This window comes from Povalibacter uvarum (assembly GCF_014202975.1).
In the GTDB taxonomy this organism is placed as follows: Bacteria; Pseudomonadota; Gammaproteobacteria; order Steroidobacterales; family Steroidobacteraceae; genus Steroidobacter; species Steroidobacter uvarum.
Map to the genome: position 1 here is coordinate 976417 of NZ_JACHHZ010000002.1, position 18231 is coordinate 994647.

Genomic DNA, 18231 nt, shown 5'->3' on the forward strand with positions numbered 1-18231 from the left:
CCCTTAATGTATCCGCCAGATCGAGAATTCGGACCACAATCTTTGCCCTTCGTGCGTTTTTCGGAGATCAGATGCTGCTCGTAACTGGAGCCACGGGGAATGTAGGCCAGGCGGTCCTCGCCGGACTGGCCGGTAAACCCGTCGCCGTACGCGCCCTGGTGCGCGATCCCGCCAAGTTGCGTGTCTCCGCCGACAATATCGAGGTCGTGCGCGGCGATTTCTCCGACGATAGCAGCCTGCAAAGGGCTCTTGAAGGCGTCGACGCGGCGTTCCTCGCGTCAGGTTTCTCGCCCCGGATGGCCGAATTGCACGGTCGTTTCGTGGCCGCGGCCAAGAAGGCCGGCGTTCCCCGGCTGGTTCAACTCTCAGGGGTCGGTGCCAACGCAGGCCTGTGCTGCGCTCGCGCCCTGCGGTGGCTGGGCCAGGTCGAAGGCAGTTCCCAGGCCAGCGGCATCCAGGTGACGCACCTGCGTCCCACCTTCTTCATGCAGAACCTGCTTCAGTTCGCGCCCGCGGTTGCAGCCCAGAATGTGATCGCCGGACCTTTCCGCACGAGTAAGTGGACGTTCGTCGATGCGCGCGACGTGGGCGCGGTAGGCGCCATCGCTCTGCTCGATCCGACCCACTCAGGCCGGACCTATACGGTCACCGGCAGCGAATCCATCACGTACGACGAAGTGGCCAGCCGCATGAGCCATGTGCTCGGCAAGCCGATCCGCTACGTCGATATCACCGCGAACGAGGCCCGGGGCCGACTGCAGGCCGCTGGCGCGGCGCCGGTGATGATCGAAGCAACTCTCGAGCTCTGGGATGCCTGCGCGTCCAACCTGATCAATGTCGCCCCGACGGATGTGGTGAAAGATGTGACGGGGCAGGAACCGCGATCATTCGATGATTTCCTGCGGGATCACAGGCACGCGTTTACTTGACCTCATCCCTGCACCGGCGCTGACACCGCGAGCTCCACCGTCCTCTTGTCATTGTCCACTGTCGTCAGCGTGACTGGCCGACGCCACACGCGGGCAATGTATTCGAGAACCTTGCGGCCGCGTTCCGGGTCGAGGCCTCGTCCGTCAGTGGCGTGGTCGTGAATCAATTCGAGTTTGCCGTCGACGTGGATGCGCGCTGCGCTCACCGTAGGCGCTCCGAATCCGTATTTGGGCGCGAGCAGTGCGTCGTGCAGCAGGGGCAGGTCGGTCTCCTGCACAGTCATCGTTCCATTCGCCGGCCCCTTGAAATGGAAGAGCTTCAGCTCTTTCGCAAGATCGAAAGTCAGGTGATTGCGCACGAATGCGAAGTCGTCGTCCTCGCACATGATCTTGCGTGCGCCCTCGAGGCCACGTTCCTCCACGATGTTTTCCCAGATCGAGAAACCGAGGTGATACGGATTGGTCTGCAGGGCGACGTTCTCGCCGCTCGCTGTCGGTCTCACAACGTCGGAGTGACACTTGATCGCGTCGACATAAGCGGACTGCGGCAGGAAATCCGCTTCACGTAGCAGCCGTGCATGCCAGAAGGAGGCCCATCCTTCATTCATGATCTGGCACGCGAACACCGGATAGAAATAGAACGACTCTTCGCGCACGGCGAGGAAGATGTCGCGCTCCCATGGCTCGAGATCGGGTGCGTAGTTCGCGATGAACCACAGCAGGTCCTTCTCAGGATGCGGTGGGACTGGCGCACGCTTCGGCGCGCCGGTCGGCTTCGGTCGCGCAGTATCTGGTCCGAGCGACGCATAGCGCCGAGCGAAGTCGTTGTCAGGAATCTGCGAGGGCTCCGGCATGAGGTCCGCGTACCGCGACCGCCGCACACCCGCGTCGATATCGATGTGCTGCTCGAGCGACAGTGCAGCATCGAGCACGAGTTCGACGCGCTCGAGCCCATGTTCCTGGATCGCTACGCCGATCTGCCGCGCATGCGCGGCGGCCTGCTCGACGATGTGTTCGCCCACCTGCGCCTGGCTGCGGCGAAAGAGCATGTTGTTGCTCGAGAAGTCCGCGTGCCCGAGAACGTGCGCCGTCACGAGCACGTTCTCCGCATAGCTGTTGCTTTTCGCGAGGTAGGCGCGCCCCGGATTGCCCGGGAACACGACTTCGAAGAGTCGCGACAATCCCATGCGATGCTGGATCAGCTGGTAGATGTACCGGACACCGAACGACCAGTGCGGCATTCGCACCGGCAGACCGTAGATCGCAATCTCGGTCATGAAGCTTTCCGGCACGACTTCGAACTCGACCGGGTCGTACCGCATGCCCTGACTGCGGGCCAGCTGCTCGATGCGGGTGATGTGGGATTGCCAGTCTTCGGGCATGGGAGATTACCTTGGCTGCGAGCTGCGAGCGGCGAGCAATGAGCCAGAAAGGGAAACGTTCGGTCGCCGCGGAAAGCTCCGGTGTTCTGGCTCGCGGCTCACAGCTAGTCGCTCGCCGCTGCCTTGCCGAAGAAATGTCTCACCGCTCCCCAGATATCGTCCGTGCTGTTCGCGCGGTAGGCGCCGATGTTGCTTTCTTCGCGCGACAGTTCGTTGAAGAGCTTGCCGATCTCGCTGTCGGGCACGGTGCCTGCGAGCGGAGCGACTTCGAGAAAGCCCGCGTAGTTGCAGAGGTCGGTCAGTTCCCCGAGGGCTTGCTGTGCCTGCGGCTGATCGGACGGGAAGTTCTCGCCGTCGGATGCGTAGAACAAGTAGACGTTGTACTGCGCCGGGCTGAAGCGTTCCTCGATGACTTCGCGAACCTTCTTCAGACCCGCGGAGGCGACGGTGCCGCCAGTGCCGCTCACGCGGAAGAATTCCTCTTCCTGGAACTCCCACGCGTCGGAGGTGTGAGCAACGAACACGAGATCGAGATGCCGGTACTGGCGGCGCAGGCCCTGGATCGCCCAGAAGAAGAAGGTCTTTGCAATCTGCCGCTCGCGCTCGCCCATGCTGCCCGAGACATCGAGCAGCAGGATCACGACCGCTTGAGTGGCGGGCTGCTCGCGTTTCGCGAGCTGGCGGAAACGCAGATCGTCATCGGTGAAGGAGGGCGAATCGGCGCCTTGTGCCGATTGAACTCCGCGACGCTTGATCGATTCCTTCATCGAGCGCCGGCGATCGAGGCGTGAACGCGCGCCGCGTCGATCCCAGCCCTCGCGGGTCCAGTCGTCCTCGCGCGACTTGCCGGCTCTCGCTTCGAGATTGGGAAGCTGCATTTCTTCCCACAACCAGTCGACGATGTCGTCGATGCGGAATTCCAGCGTGTACTGGATGCCGCCTTCTTCGTTGCCGCCCTGGCCACGCTGATCGCTGTCCTGCTGCTGCGGCCGGCCGATGCGATCGCCGGGCTTCGCCTGTCCCTGGCCGACACCTTCCTGCTCGTTCGGAGGACGCAGTTTGAATCGATAGTGCTCGAGCATTCGCACCGGCACACGCACGGTGCTCGCGCCGCCCGTCAGGACATCGGCGCCTGCGACGATCTGCGGCAGATGCTGGCGCACGGCGTCGCGCACTTTTTCGTTGTGCCGCAGCCAGTCGCGCGCGCCGCGCGAGAACAAGTCATACCATCCGGCGTCGCCCGGATTCGATCCCGGCTTGCCGCCAGGATCCGTCGAAGTGGGGTCGCTCATGTCGGTCTCGAAACCCCCAAAGTGATCTGTGCTACTCCTGCGCCAGCAACGTCGTCACGTAGCTGAGGGCCTCCTTGGCACTATGCTCGTCATAACCGTATTCGCCGGTCAGTCGTTCCTGGACGGCGGAAATCTTCTTGCGGGCCTCATCGTCAGGCCGTGCGGCGGAAGTCACCAGTCGCAGCACGTCGCGGCGCTCTTCGAACAGGTACTGCTCGATTGCTTCGCGCATGCGTGAGTGACTGTTGAGCGTGAACTTCTCGTGCGCCTTGTAGGCAACCATCGCCTTGCGCACGACTTCCTGGCGGAACGTGAGCTTGCCGGAGTCCGATACCTTGATCTTGTCCTCGACCGAACGCAGGAAACGCTCGTCAGCGGGACGCGACTCGCCTGTGATCGGATCGGTGACCTCGCGGTGATCGAGGGAAGCCTCGACTTCGTCGAGGTACTTGTCGAGCAGCTGCTGCGCTTCGTCTTCGAACGAAGCGAACAGGGCACGGTGCACGTCTTCCTTCACCCAGCGGTTGTAGAAGTCCTTGCGCGCGAGCACGAGATAGTCGATCCACAGTTTCTTCGCCTTTGCGTCCATGCGCGCGTCGTTCTCGATCGAGTCCTTGAGCGCCAGCAGTACTTCCATGCTGGTGAGGCTCTTCTTGTCGCTGCGCGTGATGGCGTTGGAAATCGAGTTCACGATGAAGCGCGGGCTGACACCCGTCAGTCCTTCCTCGGGTGCTTCCGACCGCAGGCGCGTCACTTCGCTTTCGGCGAAGCCTTCGACTGCTTCGCCCGCGTACAGGCGAACCTTCTTCGACAGGTCGAGTCCTTCGCGTTCCGGTTTTATGAGCCGTGTAAGAACTGCAAAAACCGATGCGAGTCGCAGGGCATGCGGATCGAGGTGCACATCGCGGAAGGCAGGCGCAGCCGAGACGAGCTTGGTGTAGATGCGTGCCTCCTCGTTGTAAGAGAGCGTGTAGGGCACCCGCACGATGACCATGCGGTCGAGCAGCGCCTCGTTCTCTTTTTCCTGCAGGAACTTGTGGAATTCCGCGAGGTTGGTGTGCGCGAGAATCGTTTCGTCGAGATAGATGAGCGGGAAGCGCGAGACTTTGACGTTCTTCTCCTGCGTCAGCGTGAGCAGGAGGTAAAGGAACTCGCGCTTCACCTTCAGGATTTCGATCATCTCCAGCACGCCGCGGCTCGCGGCGTAGACGGCGCCCGACCACGACCACGCACGCGGATCGCCTTCGTCGCCGAACTGCGCGACCTTCGAGAGATCGACCGAACCGACGAGATCAGCAAGATCGGCCGTCGTCGGGTCGTGCGGCGCGTAGGTGCCCACGCCGACGCGTGAAGCTTCGGATAGGAAGACGCGTTCGACCGGCATGCGAAGGAAGTCGCCTTCGAATTCGCGTTCGAGTCGATCGCGTGCCCAGGGGCTCAGTTCCCCACGGATTTCCACGCCATACGTATCGCGGAACTCCGCGCGCAGGCTGGCAGGAATCAGGTTGAGCGGCGACTCGTGCATGGGCGAGCCCTGCAACGCGTACATCGCTCCTTCATCGGTCAGGCTGTATTCCTCGAGGCCCCGCTTGAGCAGGATCGCCATCGTCGATTTGCCGCCGGACGGGGGTCCCAGCAGCAGCAGCAGGCGACGGCCAACGTCCGAACCTGCCGCGGAAGCTTTGAAGTAGTCGACGACGCGGCCGAGCGGTTCGTCTATGCCATAGAGCTCGCGCTTGAAGAGCTCCTTCGCGCCCGCGGTTTCTCCGGGGCCGTTGCCGTTCGCATCGGGCCGTCCATACCAGTTGAGCATGTCCCACAGATACTCGTGACTGGTGCGTGCGAGTTGTCGCGAGTTGTTGGGGATGACGGTGCGAAGAAATTCGCCGAAGGTGCCGGACCAGTGCTGCGCACGGTGGAACCGGCTGTAGGCGCTCAAGGATTCAACGAAGCTCTCGCCGCGTTGCGAGGCGGACCCGCGCTGCGGGTTGGCCATCGGGCTGTCTGACATCGAACCGCCCTCCACTGAAAATGTATCAATGCACTGAACGAAGTGAACTCAACGTGTCGACGCTGCTAAGCGTTGGACCGCGGTCGCCGCCACATGTCACATCGTTCGACCATCCTCATCGAGTACCGAAGGTCGTTCGCAAAACCTCGTAAGCAGCATACGCCCGGAGTCATCGTGGGCCGCCACTGTGCGAACCCGCAATGGTCTATAGGACCAAGACTGATCCATGGGGGAACATGTTCCCTTGGCGTGTGCGCCAAGGCAGTGCGCCGCATCGGGCGCGAGAATCCAGGAGAGATCGACAGCGGGAGTGTCAGAGCACGACCACGACTCGCTGCAACAGGAGCCGGATCGCGCAACGTTGCGCATGCCACGAGTGTGCGTGCGAAACATGAGTGCCTGATTACTCCCTTCCTGACGATCTTGCAATGCGATTCATTGCTGAGTGTGTTGCACGGCACATGCCAGCACGTTCGAACCGAACGCTTGGCTTGCGTCGGTGTCACATTCAGATTCGATTCAGAGAAGTTCAGTGTGTGATTTCGGTCACACGGTGCGGCGCGAATGCGCGGCTGGCAGGAAATCCGACGCGTGACTGCGTCGGACGTGGAGTCATCGACAGATTGAAGATGTCCCGACAGGCGTCAGGAGAGAGACGTGGGCGCCCTCTCAAAAGAGAGGGCGCTTGCCTTGGGGTCAGGCCGCTGCGTTGATTGGCGTGGCCGACAGCGTGATTTCAAGCGCTTCTTTGACCACGTCTTCGACATGTTCGCAGAAGACGAACTTGAGATCGTCGCGAACGCTCTGTGGCACGTCTTCGAGATCCTTCCGGTTTCTCGCCGGCAACAGGACTCGCCGGATGCCAGCGCGATGCGCCGCGACTGTCTTCTCCTTCACGCCGCCGATCGGCAACACCAGCCCTCGCAGGCTGATCTCGCCGGTCATCGCCAGATCGTTGGCCACAGTCCTGCCTGTCAGCAGCGAAACCAGCGCCGTGTACATCGCTGTCCCGGCACTCGGGCCGTCCTTCGGGATCGCACCGGCGGGTACGTGGATATGCACATCGCTCTTGCGCAGAAGCGCAGGATCGATGCCCAGACGTTCGGCCTGCGACTTCACCAGCGACAGTGCAGCCTGTGCACTCTCCTTCATCACGTCGCCGAGCTGACCCGTGAGGATCAGGTGGCCGCTGCCCGGCACGCGCGTCGCCTCGATGAAGAGGATGTCGCCACCGACCGGCGTCCACGCGAGCCCCGTCGCCACACCCGGCACACTCGTCCGCATCGCCACTTCGCTTTCGAAGCGCGGTGCACCGAGGATCGAACGAACCTTCTCGACATCGACTGTCTGCTGGGTCGCACTGCCGTCCGCAATCTTCACCGCGACGTTTCGCAGTACGGCGCCGATCTGGCGTTCGAGGTTGCGGCAACCCGCTTCTCGCGTGTAGTCGCGCGCAATCTGCAGCAATGCTTCGTCCGTCACGCCCGCCTGTTCCGGCTTGAGGCCGTTCGCTTCGAGCTGACGCTTCACGAGATAGCGTCTCGCGATCTGGACCTTCTCGTCCTCCGTGTAGCCCGTGAGCTCGATGATCTCCATGCGATCCCGCAGCGGGCCAGGGATCGTGTCGAGCATGTTGGCCGTCGCGATGAACATGACCTTCGACAGATCGAAGGGCAGGCCCAGGTAGTTGTCGCGGAACGTGTTGTTCTGTTCCGGATCCAGCACCTCGAGCAGCGCCGACGACGGATCGCCATGGATGCCGGCACCGAGCTTGTCGATCTCGTCGAGCATGATCACCGGGTTGCGCGTGCCGGCCTTCTTCACCGCCTGCACGATGTTGCCCGGCAGCGCTCCTATATATGTGCGCCGGTGGCCACGGATCTCGGCCTCGTCATGCACGCCGCCCAGGCTCACGCGGGCGAACTTCGTGCCGACTGCGCGCGCGATGCTCTGGCCGAGCGAGGTCTTGCCCACGCCCGGCGGTCCGACGAAGCACAGGATCGGACTGCGACCCTGCGGATTCAGCTTGCGCACCGCGAGGTACTCGATGATGCGGCGCTTGATCTTCTCGAGGCCGTAGTGATCCTCATCGAGCACGCGACGCGCGTGTTGGATGTCGATCGACTCGTTGTCGAGCTTCGACCACGGCAGCTGGATCATCAGGTCGATCCACGTGCGCAGCATCGAGTACTCGGCGCTCGCATCCGACATGCGTTCCAGACGCTTCAGTTCCTTGCGGGCCTGCTCGAGGGCTTCCTCGGGCATGCCGGCCTTGTCGATGGCTTCGCGCAACTCCGCGATCTCGTTGCCCGACTCGCCGTCTTCGCCCAGCTCCTTGCGGATCTGGCGCAGCTGCTCGCGGAGCAACACTTCCTTCTGCCGCTCGTCGATGGCGTCGCGCGTCTGTTCTTCGAGCTGACGCTGCAGGCGCAGTACTTCGATCCGCTTCTGCAGCAGCTCGCTTACGCGATCGAGGCGTGTGCGCAGATCGAGCGTCTCGAGGAGCTGCTGCTTCTCCGGTGCTTTCACATCCATGAAGCTTGCAACCAGATCGACCAGCGTCGCAGGCGATTCGACGGCCTGGATCGCATTCGCGAGCTCAGCCGGCGCCTGCGGCAGCAGCGAGACTGCTTCCGAGGCCTGGCGCTTCAGGTTGAGCGCGCGCGCTTCCACTTCGTTCGAGTGCGTCGGCGCGTCGGGCAGGTATTCCACCCGCGCCATCATGAAGGGCATGCCTTCCTGGAAATCGAGCACACGGAAACGCTTCTCGCCCTGGACGACGAGGTGATGCGTGCTGTCGGCCGACGTCACATAGCGGACAATGCTCGCGACGGTGCCGTAGCGATAGAGGTCCGAAGCCCCTGGATTCTGGGTCTCGGGATCTTTCTGCAGCAGGAAGCCGATCTTGCGATTCGCACGCACGGCTTCCTGCGCCGCGGCGAGCGAGCGTTCGCGGTTGATGGCCACCGGCAGCACGGTGCCGGGGAACAGCACCATGTTGCGCACGGGCAGGATGAGCAGCATGTCATCCGTCACCGTGGCGGTTTTGAGGTTCTGGTCTTGCGCGGAATCGGTCATGTCAGCTCCCACTCAATAACGTGTGAGGCGAAGAATCAGGCAGCCGTCCACGCAGGCCTGCTCCCTCAACTCGTAGTGTCCCTGCGGCAATGCGATACGCCGCTCGAACCGCCCGTAAGGAATCTCCAGCTGATGAACCGCCGTCGTGCGCTCATTCACCGGTAACGCGCGAATCGCCGCAACGTGCAGCGAGCCGTTGTCGATGCGTACGCGCACGTTCTCCGGCGCGACGCCGGGCAACGCGATGGTGATCTCGACTTCGTGACCGCTCGCCACGAGATCGACCGGCGGCTCCCACCGCGGCTGGGATTCGGCGATGTGCCCGAAGCGGAAGAACTGCCGTTGCAGGCGCTGCGCCTGTTCCAGCATTTCGCAGGCTTCGGCCCACATCCACGACTGGGGTTTACGGATGGCCATGTCTCGAACCTTGCAGGGACATGGAGCGGACTTGGGGGCGGGGGGGAGGCAATCAAGAGGAAGCTGCGGGCGACGAGCGGTGAGCTGCGAGCGATGAGCCAGAGGGCGTGCCGCGAAGTAAAACCGCTGACGCAAGAGGGTAAGATCTTCCCTTCCTACTTCTGGCTCATCGCTCGCCGCTCATAGCCCTTCCTCATGTCCACCCGCTTCGACCCATCCTTCTACCGCCGCTTCTACAAGAATCCCCGCACTCGCGTGACAACTCGCGAAGAGATGTCGAGGCGAGCGAACGCCATCGCGGGCCTCATGCGGTATCTGGAGCTGCCCGTGAAATCCATCCTGGATGCGGGCTGCGGGCTCGGGCTGATGAGGGCGAGTCTGCTGCGGTCATTTCCCGGTGCGACCTACACAGGTATTGAGGTGAGCGAGCATCTTTGCAAGCAGTACGGCTGGACGCAGGCATCGCTTGCAGCCTATCGACCAGCGCGGCGTTTCGATCTCATCGTCTGCTACGACGTGCTCCAGTACCTGACCGACCGCGAATCCGTCCGTGCACTCGCGAATCTGGGACGGCTATGTCGTCGCGGTCTGTATTTCCACGCTCCTACACACGAGGACTGGGCAGACAACGCCGACCTCTCGTGCAGCGACAGTGACATTCAGCTGCGGGAGGCCAATTGGTACCGTGAGAGGCTCGATCGCAACTTCAGCCACGTGGGCTTTGGGCTGCACGTGAGGCGAGGGGTGGCGTTCGCGCAGTGGGAGATGGAGAAGCCGGCAGAGAAGAGGCTGTGAGCGGCGAGCGCTGAGCTGCGAGCCAGAGACGAGGCCGCGAGCTACGAGTGGTGAGAGGAGGCTATGAGCCAAACCCCTCTGGCTCACCGCTCACAGCTCGCAGCTCATTGCTTCTTCCAGAACGGATCCTCATCCGAATTCTCCCCCCACCTCCCGACCAGCGTATCGATGAAGCTGCGCACCTTCGCGGTCTGGTGTTTGCGGTGGGGATAGACGATGAAGATGCCCAGGGCGCCGGCGTCGTAGTCGGTCAGCAAAGGAACGAGGCGGCCGGTGCGCAGTTCGTCGCTGACATTGAAGGTGGGTTGAAGGACGACGCCCTGGCCCTGCAGGGCTGCGAGTTTCAGGAGCTCGTTGCTGCTCGCGCGCAGGCTGCCCGCCGCCTTTACGACGGAGACGCGTCCTTCCTTCGACAGTCGCCATTCTCCGGCCAGAGTCGGGTCGCTGAAGGCCAGGCAGTTGTGGTGGACCAGGTTCTCCGGGATCTGCGGCGTACCGTGCGCCTCCAGATACGCAGGCGCTGCACAGACGACGAGGTTCGAAGTCGCGAGCTTGCGGGCGACGAGATTCGTGCGCAGCTGGTTCGTGATGCGCACGGCAAGATCGAATCCTTCCTCGATCAGGTCGACGAGGTGATTGCTCACCGACACATCGATGCGCACATCCGGATACTCGCGCGAGTATTCGAGCAGCACCGGTCCCAGATGATTCACGCCGAAATCTGTCGAGACGCTCATGCGCAGCGATCCGCGCGGCGTAGAGCTCTGCGCGCCTGCGATCGCTTCGGCTTCATCGAGATCCTCGAGCAGCTGGACGCAGCGCTGGTAGTAGGCGTGGCCGGAATCCGTGAGGCTCAGCGAGTGTGTCGAACGGTTTAACAGTCGCGATCCGAGCGATTGCTCGAGGTGACTGATGTACTTGGTCACCATCGGTGCCGACACGCCCATGCGTCGCGCCGCTTCCGCGAAACTGCCGGATTCGACGACGCGCACCAGCGCCTGCATACACGTGAACTTGTCCATTCTTGCTTTCCCGCCACCGCGTCGGCTGTCGAAATCGTACCCCAATCACCGCCTGGACTTCAGTTGGCCACGCTGCCCCTGGTGGCCACAGGCACTCCCGATCGAAAAAAACGGCGAAAAACAGGGCTTTTCTTCCCTCACTATCGATAGTGCCTGGGCCAGACCTTCCTCGGTAGGCGCCGATTCATACGGACGCGATGCTATCGATCGTGCGGATAGCGCGTTCATCGCTGCGCACCGGATTCATGTGCCGACGTTCATCAATGTCATTCCGCTGCCCGCGTTTATCCGCGCGCCGCAGTCGGAGACAGTAGTACCCGGCAAGACAAATGAATCCGACGAAGGCGACGTCACGTAATGACTGACGTTGGTGCTTGGCACAGGCAGATTGCATGGGAACTCGAATCAAAGAGGTTATTACGACGGTGATCCTGGTGACAGCAACGTGGCTGTCAGCAGCGATTCCTGCACGCGCGCAGTCGGCGAGCGAACAGAACGTTGACCAGGGTGTCAGCGGCGTTCGCGTACAAATCGATAACGATTTGTTCGCCGGTGGCGAGAACGACCGCGACTACACTGGCGGCTTCGCCGTCACGATTTCAGGTGATGCGGCGCGCGACGGTCTGCTGTCGCTGGATCCGCTGCTGGGCCGCATCGATGGCTTGTTTACGCGGCCGCACTCCGTGCACTACGCGCGGCAGTTCGGACTGATTGCGTTCACGCCGGCCGACATCACGTCGTCGCAGCCGCTGCACGACGATCGTCCGTACGCGAGCCTGTTGTTCATGTCGAACGGTCGCGTGAACGTCGATACAGATGGCCGCGGTGCGTGGTCGAGCAGCATGACGGTGGGTGTGCTGGGCCTGTCGATGACGAGCGATCTGCATTCCGCGGTTCATGAACTCGTCGGCTCGGAGCCGCCCGCGGGTTACGACAACCAGATTTCCGCTGGCGGTGAGCCCACGGCGCGCTACACGCTCGCTCGTCACCATCTGTGGATCGCGAATCCGTCGGCCACGATGGATGTGAAGACGACCGTGCAGGGCAGCGTCGGCTACCTGACGGAAACGAGCGCCGCGATCTCGATGCGCATCGGACGCTTCAATACGCCGTGGTGGAGCTTTGCGCCGGAACTGACGGATTACATCGGTGCGCCGGTCCCCGTGGCCGAACGGACGAATCCAGCACCGGAGTTCTATCTCTTCACGGGTGCCCGGGTGAAAGCTCGCGCTTACAACGCCTTCCTGCAGGGCCAGTTTCGCGACAGCGCGGTGGAGTACTCGTACTCGCAGATCGAACCGATCGTCGCCGAAGTCTGGATCGGCGTCGTGACGCAGCTCTTCGAGCAGACCCAGATCAGTTACACGCTCAACTACCAGACCGCTGAATTGCGCGAGGGCAAGGGTGCTCGCGACGCGTTCTGGGGAGGAGTGCAGGTGAGTCACAACTTTTAGGTGATCACCCCGGATCGCAGTTTCTTGTTTGTTCGTGTTGTTCCTCGATCCCCAACCTGGCCCGCCTCATGGCGGGCTTTTTTTTTGTCACCGTCCCTTGCGCGCCCCGGGCATCTTCACTCCCTTCAATCCCGTGTGCTGCGTTCTGAACTTTTGCGGCTTCCTTGCAGCCGGCGCAGTTGTCGGTGCCGATCGCCGGCCTTCCGGCGCATCTCCGGTACCCGCTGGCTGCCAGATCGGAACGAGATGCTGCTTGCCGTTGCCGATGAGATCGGCGCGACCCATGCGGCGCAGGGCTTCGCGAAGCATCGGCCAGTTGTTCGCGTCGTGATAGCGAAGGAAGGCTTTGTGCAGGCGGCGCACTTTCAGGCCCTTCGGGATGGCGACGTTCTCACTCGAGTGCGTGACCTTCTTCAGCGGGTTCTTGCCGGAGTGCCACATCGCCGTGGCGGTGGCCATCGGAGACGGCAGGAACGCCTGCACCTGGTCGGCGCGGAAACCGTTCTTCTTCAGCCAGACGGCGAGCTCGAGCATGTCTTCATCCGTGGTGCCCGGGTGCGCGGCGATGAAGTACGGAATCAGGTACTGCTCCTTGCCGGCTTCCTTCGAGTACTTCTCGAACAGCTCCTTGAACTTGTAGTAGGTGCCGACGCCCGGCTTCATCATCTTCGACAGCGGGCCTTCGCCGATCGCTTCGGGCGCGATCTTGAGATAGCCGCCGACGTGATGCTGGACGAGTTCCTTCACGTACTCGGGCGACTCGACCGCCAGGTCGTAGCGCACGCCTGATCCGATCAGGATCTTCTTGATGCCCGGCAACGTCCGTGCGCGCTGATACAGCTTGATCAGCGGTGTGTGGTCCGTGTTGAGGTTCGGGCAGATGCCCGGATAGACGCACGACGGGCGACGGCAGGCCGACTCGATCTTCGGCGACTTGCAGGCCAGGCGATACATGTTCGCCGTCGGTCCGCCGAGATCGGAGATGACACCCGTGAATCCCGGGACGCTGTCGCGGATCTCCTCGATCTCCTTGATGATCGAATTCTCCGACCGGTTCTGGATGATCCGGCCTTCGTGCTCGGTGATCGAACAGAACGTGCAGCCGCCGAAGCAGCCGCGCTGGATCGCGATCGAGAAACGGATCATCTCGTACGCCGGAATCTTCGCGCTCTCATAGAACGGATGCGGCACGCGCCGGTACGGCAGCTCGTAGATCGCATCCATCTCTTTCATCGCGAGCGGAATCGGCGGCGGATTCAGCCACACGTCGATGTTGCCGTGACGCTGCACCAGGGCTCGCGCATTCCCCGGATTCGATTCGAGATGCAGGATGCGCGAAGCATGAGCGTAGAGGATCGGATCGTTCGACACGGCGTCGAACGAGGGCATGCGGATGACGGAGGAGCCTCGGTCGGAGGTCGGCACCTGGCGGTAGAGTTTCACGACCTTCACGGCAGCGGACTGCGTGCTGGAGCACGGAGGAGGCGATGAGCTGCGAGCTGCGAGCGGTGAGCCGGAATCGGAGGAGCCGGCTGGGTTCCCATTCTGGCTCGCCGCTCTCTGCTTCGTCGTATCCAGATACGGATCTACCGGCGGATTCAGCTTCCCCGGCTCATCGATCGTCGCCGAATCGATCTCCGTCCAGCCCTCGGGCGTCGCTCTCCTGGCGAATGCCGTGCCGCGCAGATCGGTGAGGTCTTCGATCTTCTCGCCCTTCGCGAGGCGGTGGGCGATCTCGACGATCTGCCGTTCGCCGTTGCCGTAGACGAGCAGGTCGGCCTTCGCATCGAGCAGCACGGAGCGGCGGACTTTCTCGGACCAGTAGTCGAAGTGGGCGATGCGCCGCAGGCTGGCTTCGATGCCGCCGACGACGATGGGCACTTCGCCGAAAGCTTCGCGCACGCGCTGCGAATAAACGATGACGGAACGATCGGGGCGCTTTCCGCCCTGGCCGCCCGGCGTGTACGCGTCGTCGCTGCGGATGCGGCGATCCGAGGTGTAGCGGTTCACCATCGAATCCATGTTGCCGCCGGTGATGCCGAAGAAGAGATTCGGCTTGCCGAGGCGCTCGAAGTCGGCGGTCGACTGCCAATCGGGCTGGGCAATGATGCCGACGCGGAAGCCCTGCGCTTCGAGCACGCGGCCGATGATCGCCATGCCGAAGCTCGGATGATCGACGTAGGCGTCACCGGTGACGACGATGATGTCGCAGCTGTCCCAGCCGAGCGCCTCCATCTCCTCCCGGGTCATGGGCAGGAACGGAGCCGTCCCGAACCGGGACGCCCAGTACTTGCGATAGGAGAAGAGTTCGCGGGCGGGGAGCATGGAAGTGGCTGATGTGCCGGTAATTTGCTGGCAACTGGCCAGCGGGGAGGGGGCGAATGATAGCCCAGGCCGTGGGTCCCGTGCCTGCGGCGATCCCGCACACGGACGAAGCTGGATTTCCTGAACGGGCGGCGTCTGACAGACCAACCACCCCTCCGGGTGGGCAGGCATTTGCTGAAGGCCGGGTCAGCTCCAACCCTGACGAGAGGGCATCTGGGAGACACGGGTCCCGGACTGAGAACTGTGCACCTTCAGGCCCCGGCCGGGGTGCCGCTAAGGGATTGCGTCGCCACAAAGGGGTGGACCGCCGTCATTGTCCCGGAAGAGCCCAACCATGAAGTTCAAACAACGCATCTGGATGCTGCCCATCATGACGGCCGTCATCGTGGCCGTCGGTCTGTTCGTCAGCTCCCAGATGACCTCGCGTACCTCGGCCGCTCTCGTGCGGGTCGAGAAAGTCCAGTATCCGACTGTGGAAGCGCTGCGCACGCTGCGTTCGCACGTCACCAGCATCGAAGAGTCCCTGCAGCGCGCCGTCGCGGAAGGCGATCAGGAAGCGTTGACCGGTGCCGAGCAGCAAGCGCAGGGAGCGCGCCAGGCACTGAAGGATCTCGCTGCGGTGGACACCGAGAGCCGGCGCGACGAACAGTTGCAGCAGGCGTTCGACGACTACTACAGCGCGGCGACTGCGGCGACGCACATCATGCTCGGCACAGGGACCGGCGATGCCGGCACCGCGATCGGCAAGATGCAGCAGAATTCCGAAGTGCTGAAGACTGCGCTCACGAAGGCGCAGGAAGACGCGATCGGCGAATTCCGTTCGCTGCTCACCAGTGGTACCGAAAACATTCAGCGCAGCCTGATCGTCAGCCTGGTCATGGCTGTCGTGATGATCCTCGCGCTCGGCATCGGTTCGTGGATCCTGATCGGCAGCGTCTTCCGCAGCCTCGGCGGTGAGCCGGAACTGGCGGCCGACACCGTTCGCTCGATCGCCGGCGGCGATTTCACGACGTCCGTGCGTCTGCAGCCGGGCGACGATTCGAGCTTGCTGCATGGCATTGAAACGCTGCGGCAGAAGCTCGGCACGCTGATTCGCGACGTGCGCACGACGTCGGGTACTGTCGACAACGCGGCTGCCGACATCAATTCGAGCATCGATCGTCTCAACGTGCGCACCTCCGAGCAGGCCGCGAGCCTGGAAGAGACGGCATCGAGCATGGAAGAGATGACGGTGTCCGTGAAGCGCAATGCCGAGAACGCGCGCCATGCAAGCCAGCTAGCCGCCGAAGCGCGCGATCGCGCCGAGCGCGGCGGCTCCGTTGCAACGCGTGCTGTCTCCGCGATGAGCGAGATCAACGAGTCGAGCCGTCGCATCGCCGACATCATCGGCGTGATCGACGAGATCGCGTTCCAGACGAACTTGCTGGCGCTGAACGCTGCTGTCGAAGCCGCGCGTGCCGGCGAGCAGGGCCGCGGCTTCGCGGTCGTCGCATCGGAAGTCCGCAATCTCGCGCAGCGCAGTGCGACTGCGGCGCGTGAGATCAAGGAGCTCATTCAGGACAGCGTCACGAAGGTCCAGGACGGATCGAAGCTCGTCGACGAATCCGGCAAGCACCTGCACGACATCGTCGCCGCCGCGAAGAAGGTCGCCGACATCATCGGCGAGATTTCCGAAGCGAGCTCGCAGCAGGCGAACGGCCTCGGCCAGGTCAACAACGCCATCATGCAGATGGACGAGATGACCCAACAGAACGCCGCGATGGCGGAAGAGACTTCCTCGGTGTCGCAGTCGATGAAGGGCCAGGCCAGGTCGCTCACGGATCTGATCGCCGTGTTCCGCGTCGAAGGCGGCGCTTCGGCGCCGCGCCCCGTAGTCGCTGCCGCGCCGGTGCAAAAGGCGCCGGTTGCTGCCGCGGCCCCGTCGGCTCCTGCTGCGAAGAAGGTGGCGGGGGCGGATTGGCAGGAGTTCTGAGGGAACTGGATGTCATTCCCGCGTAAGCGGGAATCCATGCCTTTCATCGGATGGATCCCCGCTTGCGCGGGGATGACGGGCACCTCTCAAGTGCTGGTCGGAGCAGGGAGCATCTTCTTCCTTCTCGCCGCGCTCACCGTCGATACGTACGGTGACTTCGTGTCGAAGAATCGCCAGGGCTTCTTTGCCCATTCGCCGGCGTAGTCCACGCCGATGCGCGTGCTCCGTGCAATCGAAGGCTTTCGATAGACATCTCGCGTGGGACGCTCGATCCAGAGCGTGCCGCCCGTCAAGTCGGTGCCCGTGAGGGCTCGATCGATCTGCAACGCGCGGCAAAGCAGGCCAGGACCATGCGTCGTGTCGGTGATTCCGGCGACGGGCTCGAGTCCACGAATGAGGACGGCGTGCGGAACGCCGTCCGCGGCCGTTACCACGTTCATGCAGTTCCAGAATCCATAGATGAGGTAGACGTACGCATGTCCCGGCGGACCGAACATCACTTCGGTTCGTTTCGTGCGACCGCGTGAGGAGTGCGCTGCGAGGTCGTGCGGACCCTTGTAGGCCTCGGTCTCGACGATGCGGCCCACCTGGCGCCCGTGCACACCGACGCGTACGAGATGCAGCCCGATCAGTTCACGAGCGACTGTGAGCGTCTCGCGCGCGTAAAAAGAGCGGGGGAGCTTGCGGGAAGACATGGGGGAGTATGAGGAGAAAGCTGGTTAGCCTGCTAGCCGTTAGCCAGCTAGCCAGAGACACGCATGCGTGGTGGCGCTACGTCATTCCCGCGCACGCGGAATCCGTCCGGAGCAAGGCATGGACTCCCGCTTTCGCGGGAGTGACGAAGCACCCACAACCAGATGCTCGCCCTTCCGGGTCGGGCTACCGGCCAGCTGGCTAGTGGCTAGCCAGCTCTGTCTTCATCACATCGATCTCCGCAATGTCCGCATCCATGTCGACGCTGCGCAGCTTGATGCGCATGAAATCGAGCGAGTCGCCGTGCTCCTGGTAATGGAAGACGCAGTTGCGTGGTTCATCGCGGGCGGCTCGGGGAAGCACGAATTCATTGAAAGCCGTTTCCTCTACCAGCGGGCCGCAGCTGACCGCCGTGCCGCCGAAATCCACGGCGATCTGTACCGCCACGCTGCCATCTTCCATGCGCAACACCCGTTTGAGCGTGATGCGGAATCGCGGTGGTGTCGGTACTGGAGCGGGAACGTTCTCCAGTACGTCGATGTGTTCGCCGGGAGCGAGCCGCACGAGCTTGCGGAGTCGATCGACGCGTTGCGAATCGGCGAGCCGTACGGTGGGCACGTCGCGATGAGCAGCGGGCTTGGGGACGGGGACGCGTTCGCGGTGCATGCCGGCATAGGCCGATCGGCGATCCCTGCGCAGATACGCGGCGATGACGACGATCGTCCCGAGCAAAGCGATCGCGAGCCCCGCGAGACGGGGAAGATCGTTGATCAGCGATGCAGTGAGCGCGGACATGATTTTCCGTTAACGGCAGCGACGCGGTTCCATGCTGTGACGGACCCTGCGATTCCGTGCGATAGC

14 protein-coding genes are annotated in these 18231 nt (G+C 62.9%); 5 read left to right on the forward strand and 9 right to left on the reverse strand.

Annotated elements, in window-relative coordinates; genetic code table 11:
- Window positions 1-71 precede the first annotated feature (71 nt).
- Window positions 72-929: an SDR family oxidoreductase gene (locus tag HNQ60_RS10555; RefSeq protein WP_184331420.1), complete on the forward strand. Its 858-nt coding sequence runs from the start codon at window positions 72-74 to the stop codon at window positions 927-929.
- 2 nt (window positions 930-931) lie between these two features.
- Here the strand turns inward: HNQ60_RS10555 and HNQ60_RS10560 are convergent, their stop codons facing one another.
- The 5 genes from HNQ60_RS10560 to HNQ60_RS10580 form a co-directional block, all read right to left on the reverse strand.
- On the reverse strand, window positions 932-2311 hold the full coding sequence (locus HNQ60_RS10560; RefSeq protein WP_184331422.1) for a SpoVR family protein: 1380 nt from the start codon (window positions 2309-2311) through the stop codon (window positions 932-934).
- Window positions 2312-2415: 104 nt separating this feature from the next.
- A complete protein-coding gene (locus HNQ60_RS10565; protein WP_184331424.1) occupies window positions 2416-3603 on the reverse strand; it encodes a DUF444 family protein in 1188 nt (395 codons plus the stop codon).
- A gap of 31 nt (window positions 3604-3634) precedes the next feature.
- On the reverse strand, window positions 3635-5614 hold the full coding sequence (locus HNQ60_RS10570) for a PrkA family serine protein kinase (RefSeq protein WP_221304123.1): 1980 nt from the start codon (window positions 5612-5614) through the stop codon (window positions 3635-3637).
- Between the two features lie 696 nt (window positions 5615-6310).
- Window positions 6311-8692 carry an endopeptidase La gene (lon, locus tag HNQ60_RS10575; protein WP_184331426.1) on the reverse strand — a complete coding sequence of 794 codons (2382 nt, stop codon included), beginning with the start codon at window positions 8690-8692 and terminating at the stop codon, window positions 6311-6313.
- A gap of 12 nt (window positions 8693-8704) precedes the next feature.
- Window positions 8705-9109 carry an Hsp20/alpha crystallin family protein gene (locus tag HNQ60_RS10580; protein ID WP_184331428.1) on the reverse strand — a complete coding sequence of 135 codons (405 nt, stop codon included), beginning with the start codon at window positions 9107-9109 and terminating at the stop codon, window positions 8705-8707.
- Window positions 9110-9304: 195 nt separating this feature from the next.
- Here HNQ60_RS10580 and HNQ60_RS10585 point away from each other — a divergent pair, with 195 nt between their 5' ends.
- Window positions 9305-9904 (forward strand): class I SAM-dependent methyltransferase, encoded by a 600-nt coding sequence (locus tag HNQ60_RS10585; protein WP_184331430.1) that lies wholly within the window; start codon window positions 9305-9307, stop codon window positions 9902-9904.
- Window positions 9905-10008: 104 nt separating this feature from the next.
- On the opposite strand, the gene HNQ60_RS10590 is transcribed toward HNQ60_RS10585, so the two are convergent.
- Window positions 10009-10926, reverse strand: coding sequence for a LysR family transcriptional regulator (locus HNQ60_RS10590; RefSeq protein WP_184331432.1), 918 nt, complete (start codon window positions 10924-10926; stop codon window positions 10009-10011).
- Between HNQ60_RS10590 and HNQ60_RS10595 the strand changes: the two genes are divergently transcribed.
- Together HNQ60_RS10595 and HNQ60_RS10600 are read left to right on the forward strand one after the other, a co-directional pair.
- Window positions 10919-11284, forward strand: coding sequence for a hypothetical protein (locus tag HNQ60_RS10595; protein ID WP_184331434.1), 366 nt, complete (start codon window positions 10919-10921; stop codon window positions 11282-11284). The genes HNQ60_RS10590 and HNQ60_RS10595 overlap by 8 nt on opposite strands.
- 34 nt (window positions 11285-11318) lie before the next feature.
- Complete coding sequence (locus HNQ60_RS10600) at window positions 11319-12380, forward strand: lipid A deacylase LpxR family protein (protein WP_184331436.1); 1062 nt, start codon at window positions 11319-11321, stop codon at window positions 12378-12380.
- A gap of 87 nt (window positions 12381-12467) precedes the next feature.
- Here HNQ60_RS10600 and HNQ60_RS10605 read toward each other — a convergent pair whose 3' ends face one another.
- Window positions 12468-14705 carry a YgiQ family radical SAM protein gene (locus HNQ60_RS10605; protein ID WP_184331438.1) on the reverse strand — a complete coding sequence of 746 codons (2238 nt, stop codon included), beginning with the start codon at window positions 14703-14705 and terminating at the stop codon, window positions 12468-12470.
- Between the two features lie 334 nt (window positions 14706-15039).
- Between HNQ60_RS10605 and HNQ60_RS10610 the strand changes: the two genes are divergently transcribed.
- Complete coding sequence (locus HNQ60_RS10610) at window positions 15040-16677, forward strand: methyl-accepting chemotaxis protein (RefSeq protein WP_184331440.1); 1638 nt, start codon at window positions 15040-15042, stop codon at window positions 16675-16677.
- 86 nt (window positions 16678-16763) lie between these two features.
- On the opposite strand, the gene HNQ60_RS10615 is transcribed toward HNQ60_RS10610, so the two are convergent.
- The gene (locus HNQ60_RS10615) at window positions 16764-17372 is read right to left on the reverse strand and encodes a DNA-3-methyladenine glycosylase (RefSeq protein ID WP_184331442.1); all 609 of its coding nucleotides are present in this window, start codon (window positions 17370-17372) and stop codon (window positions 16764-16766) included.
- 199 nt (window positions 17373-17571) lie between these two features.
- On the reverse strand, window positions 17572-18165 hold the full coding sequence (locus HNQ60_RS10620) for a hypothetical protein (RefSeq protein ID WP_184331444.1): 594 nt from the start codon (window positions 18163-18165) through the stop codon (window positions 17572-17574).
- Between the last annotated feature and the right edge of the window lie 66 nt (window positions 18166-18231).

Bases quoted from the DNA above. Each gene is read 5' to 3' on its own strand.
- HNQ60_RS10610 (WP_184331440.1), top strand. From the start codon at position 15,040: ATGAAGTTCAAACAACGCATCTGGATGCTGCCCATCATGACGGCCGTC.
- HNQ60_RS10565 (WP_184331424.1), bottom strand. From the start codon at position 3,603: ATGAGCGACCCCACTTCGACGGATCCTGGCGGCAAGCCGGGATCGAAT.
- HNQ60_RS10615 (WP_184331442.1), bottom strand. From the start codon at position 17,372: ATGTCTTCCCGCAAGCTCCCCCGCTCTTTTTACGCGCGCGAGACGCTC.
- HNQ60_RS10570 (WP_221304123.1), bottom strand. From the start codon at position 5,614: ATGTCAGACAGCCCGATGGCCAACCCGCAGCGCGGGTCCGCCTCGCAA.
- HNQ60_RS10580 (WP_184331428.1), bottom strand. From the start codon at position 9,109: ATGGCCATCCGTAAACCCCAGTCGTGGATGTGGGCCGAAGCCTGCGAA.
- lon (WP_184331426.1), bottom strand. From the start codon at position 8,692: ATGACCGATTCCGCGCAAGACCAGAACCTCAAAACCGCCACGGTGACG.
- HNQ60_RS10590 (WP_184331432.1), bottom strand. From the start codon at position 10,926: ATGGACAAGTTCACGTGTATGCAGGCGCTGGTGCGCGTCGTCGAATCC.
- HNQ60_RS10585 (WP_184331430.1), top strand. From the start codon at position 9,305: ATGTCCACCCGCTTCGACCCATCCTTCTACCGCCGCTTCTACAAGAAT.
- HNQ60_RS10620 (WP_184331444.1), bottom strand. From the start codon at position 18,165: ATGTCCGCGCTCACTGCATCGCTGATCAACGATCTTCCCCGTCTCGCG.
- HNQ60_RS10560 (WP_184331422.1), bottom strand. From the start codon at position 2,311: ATGCCCGAAGACTGGCAATCCCACATCACCCGCATCGAGCAGCTGGCC.
- HNQ60_RS10555 (WP_184331420.1), top strand. From the start codon at position 72: ATGCTGCTCGTAACTGGAGCCACGGGGAATGTAGGCCAGGCGGTCCTC.
- HNQ60_RS10605 (WP_184331438.1), bottom strand. From the start codon at position 14,705: ATGCTCCCCGCCCGCGAACTCTTCTCCTATCGCAAGTACTGGGCGTCC.
- HNQ60_RS10600 (WP_184331436.1), top strand. From the start codon at position 11,319: ATGGGAACTCGAATCAAAGAGGTTATTACGACGGTGATCCTGGTGACA.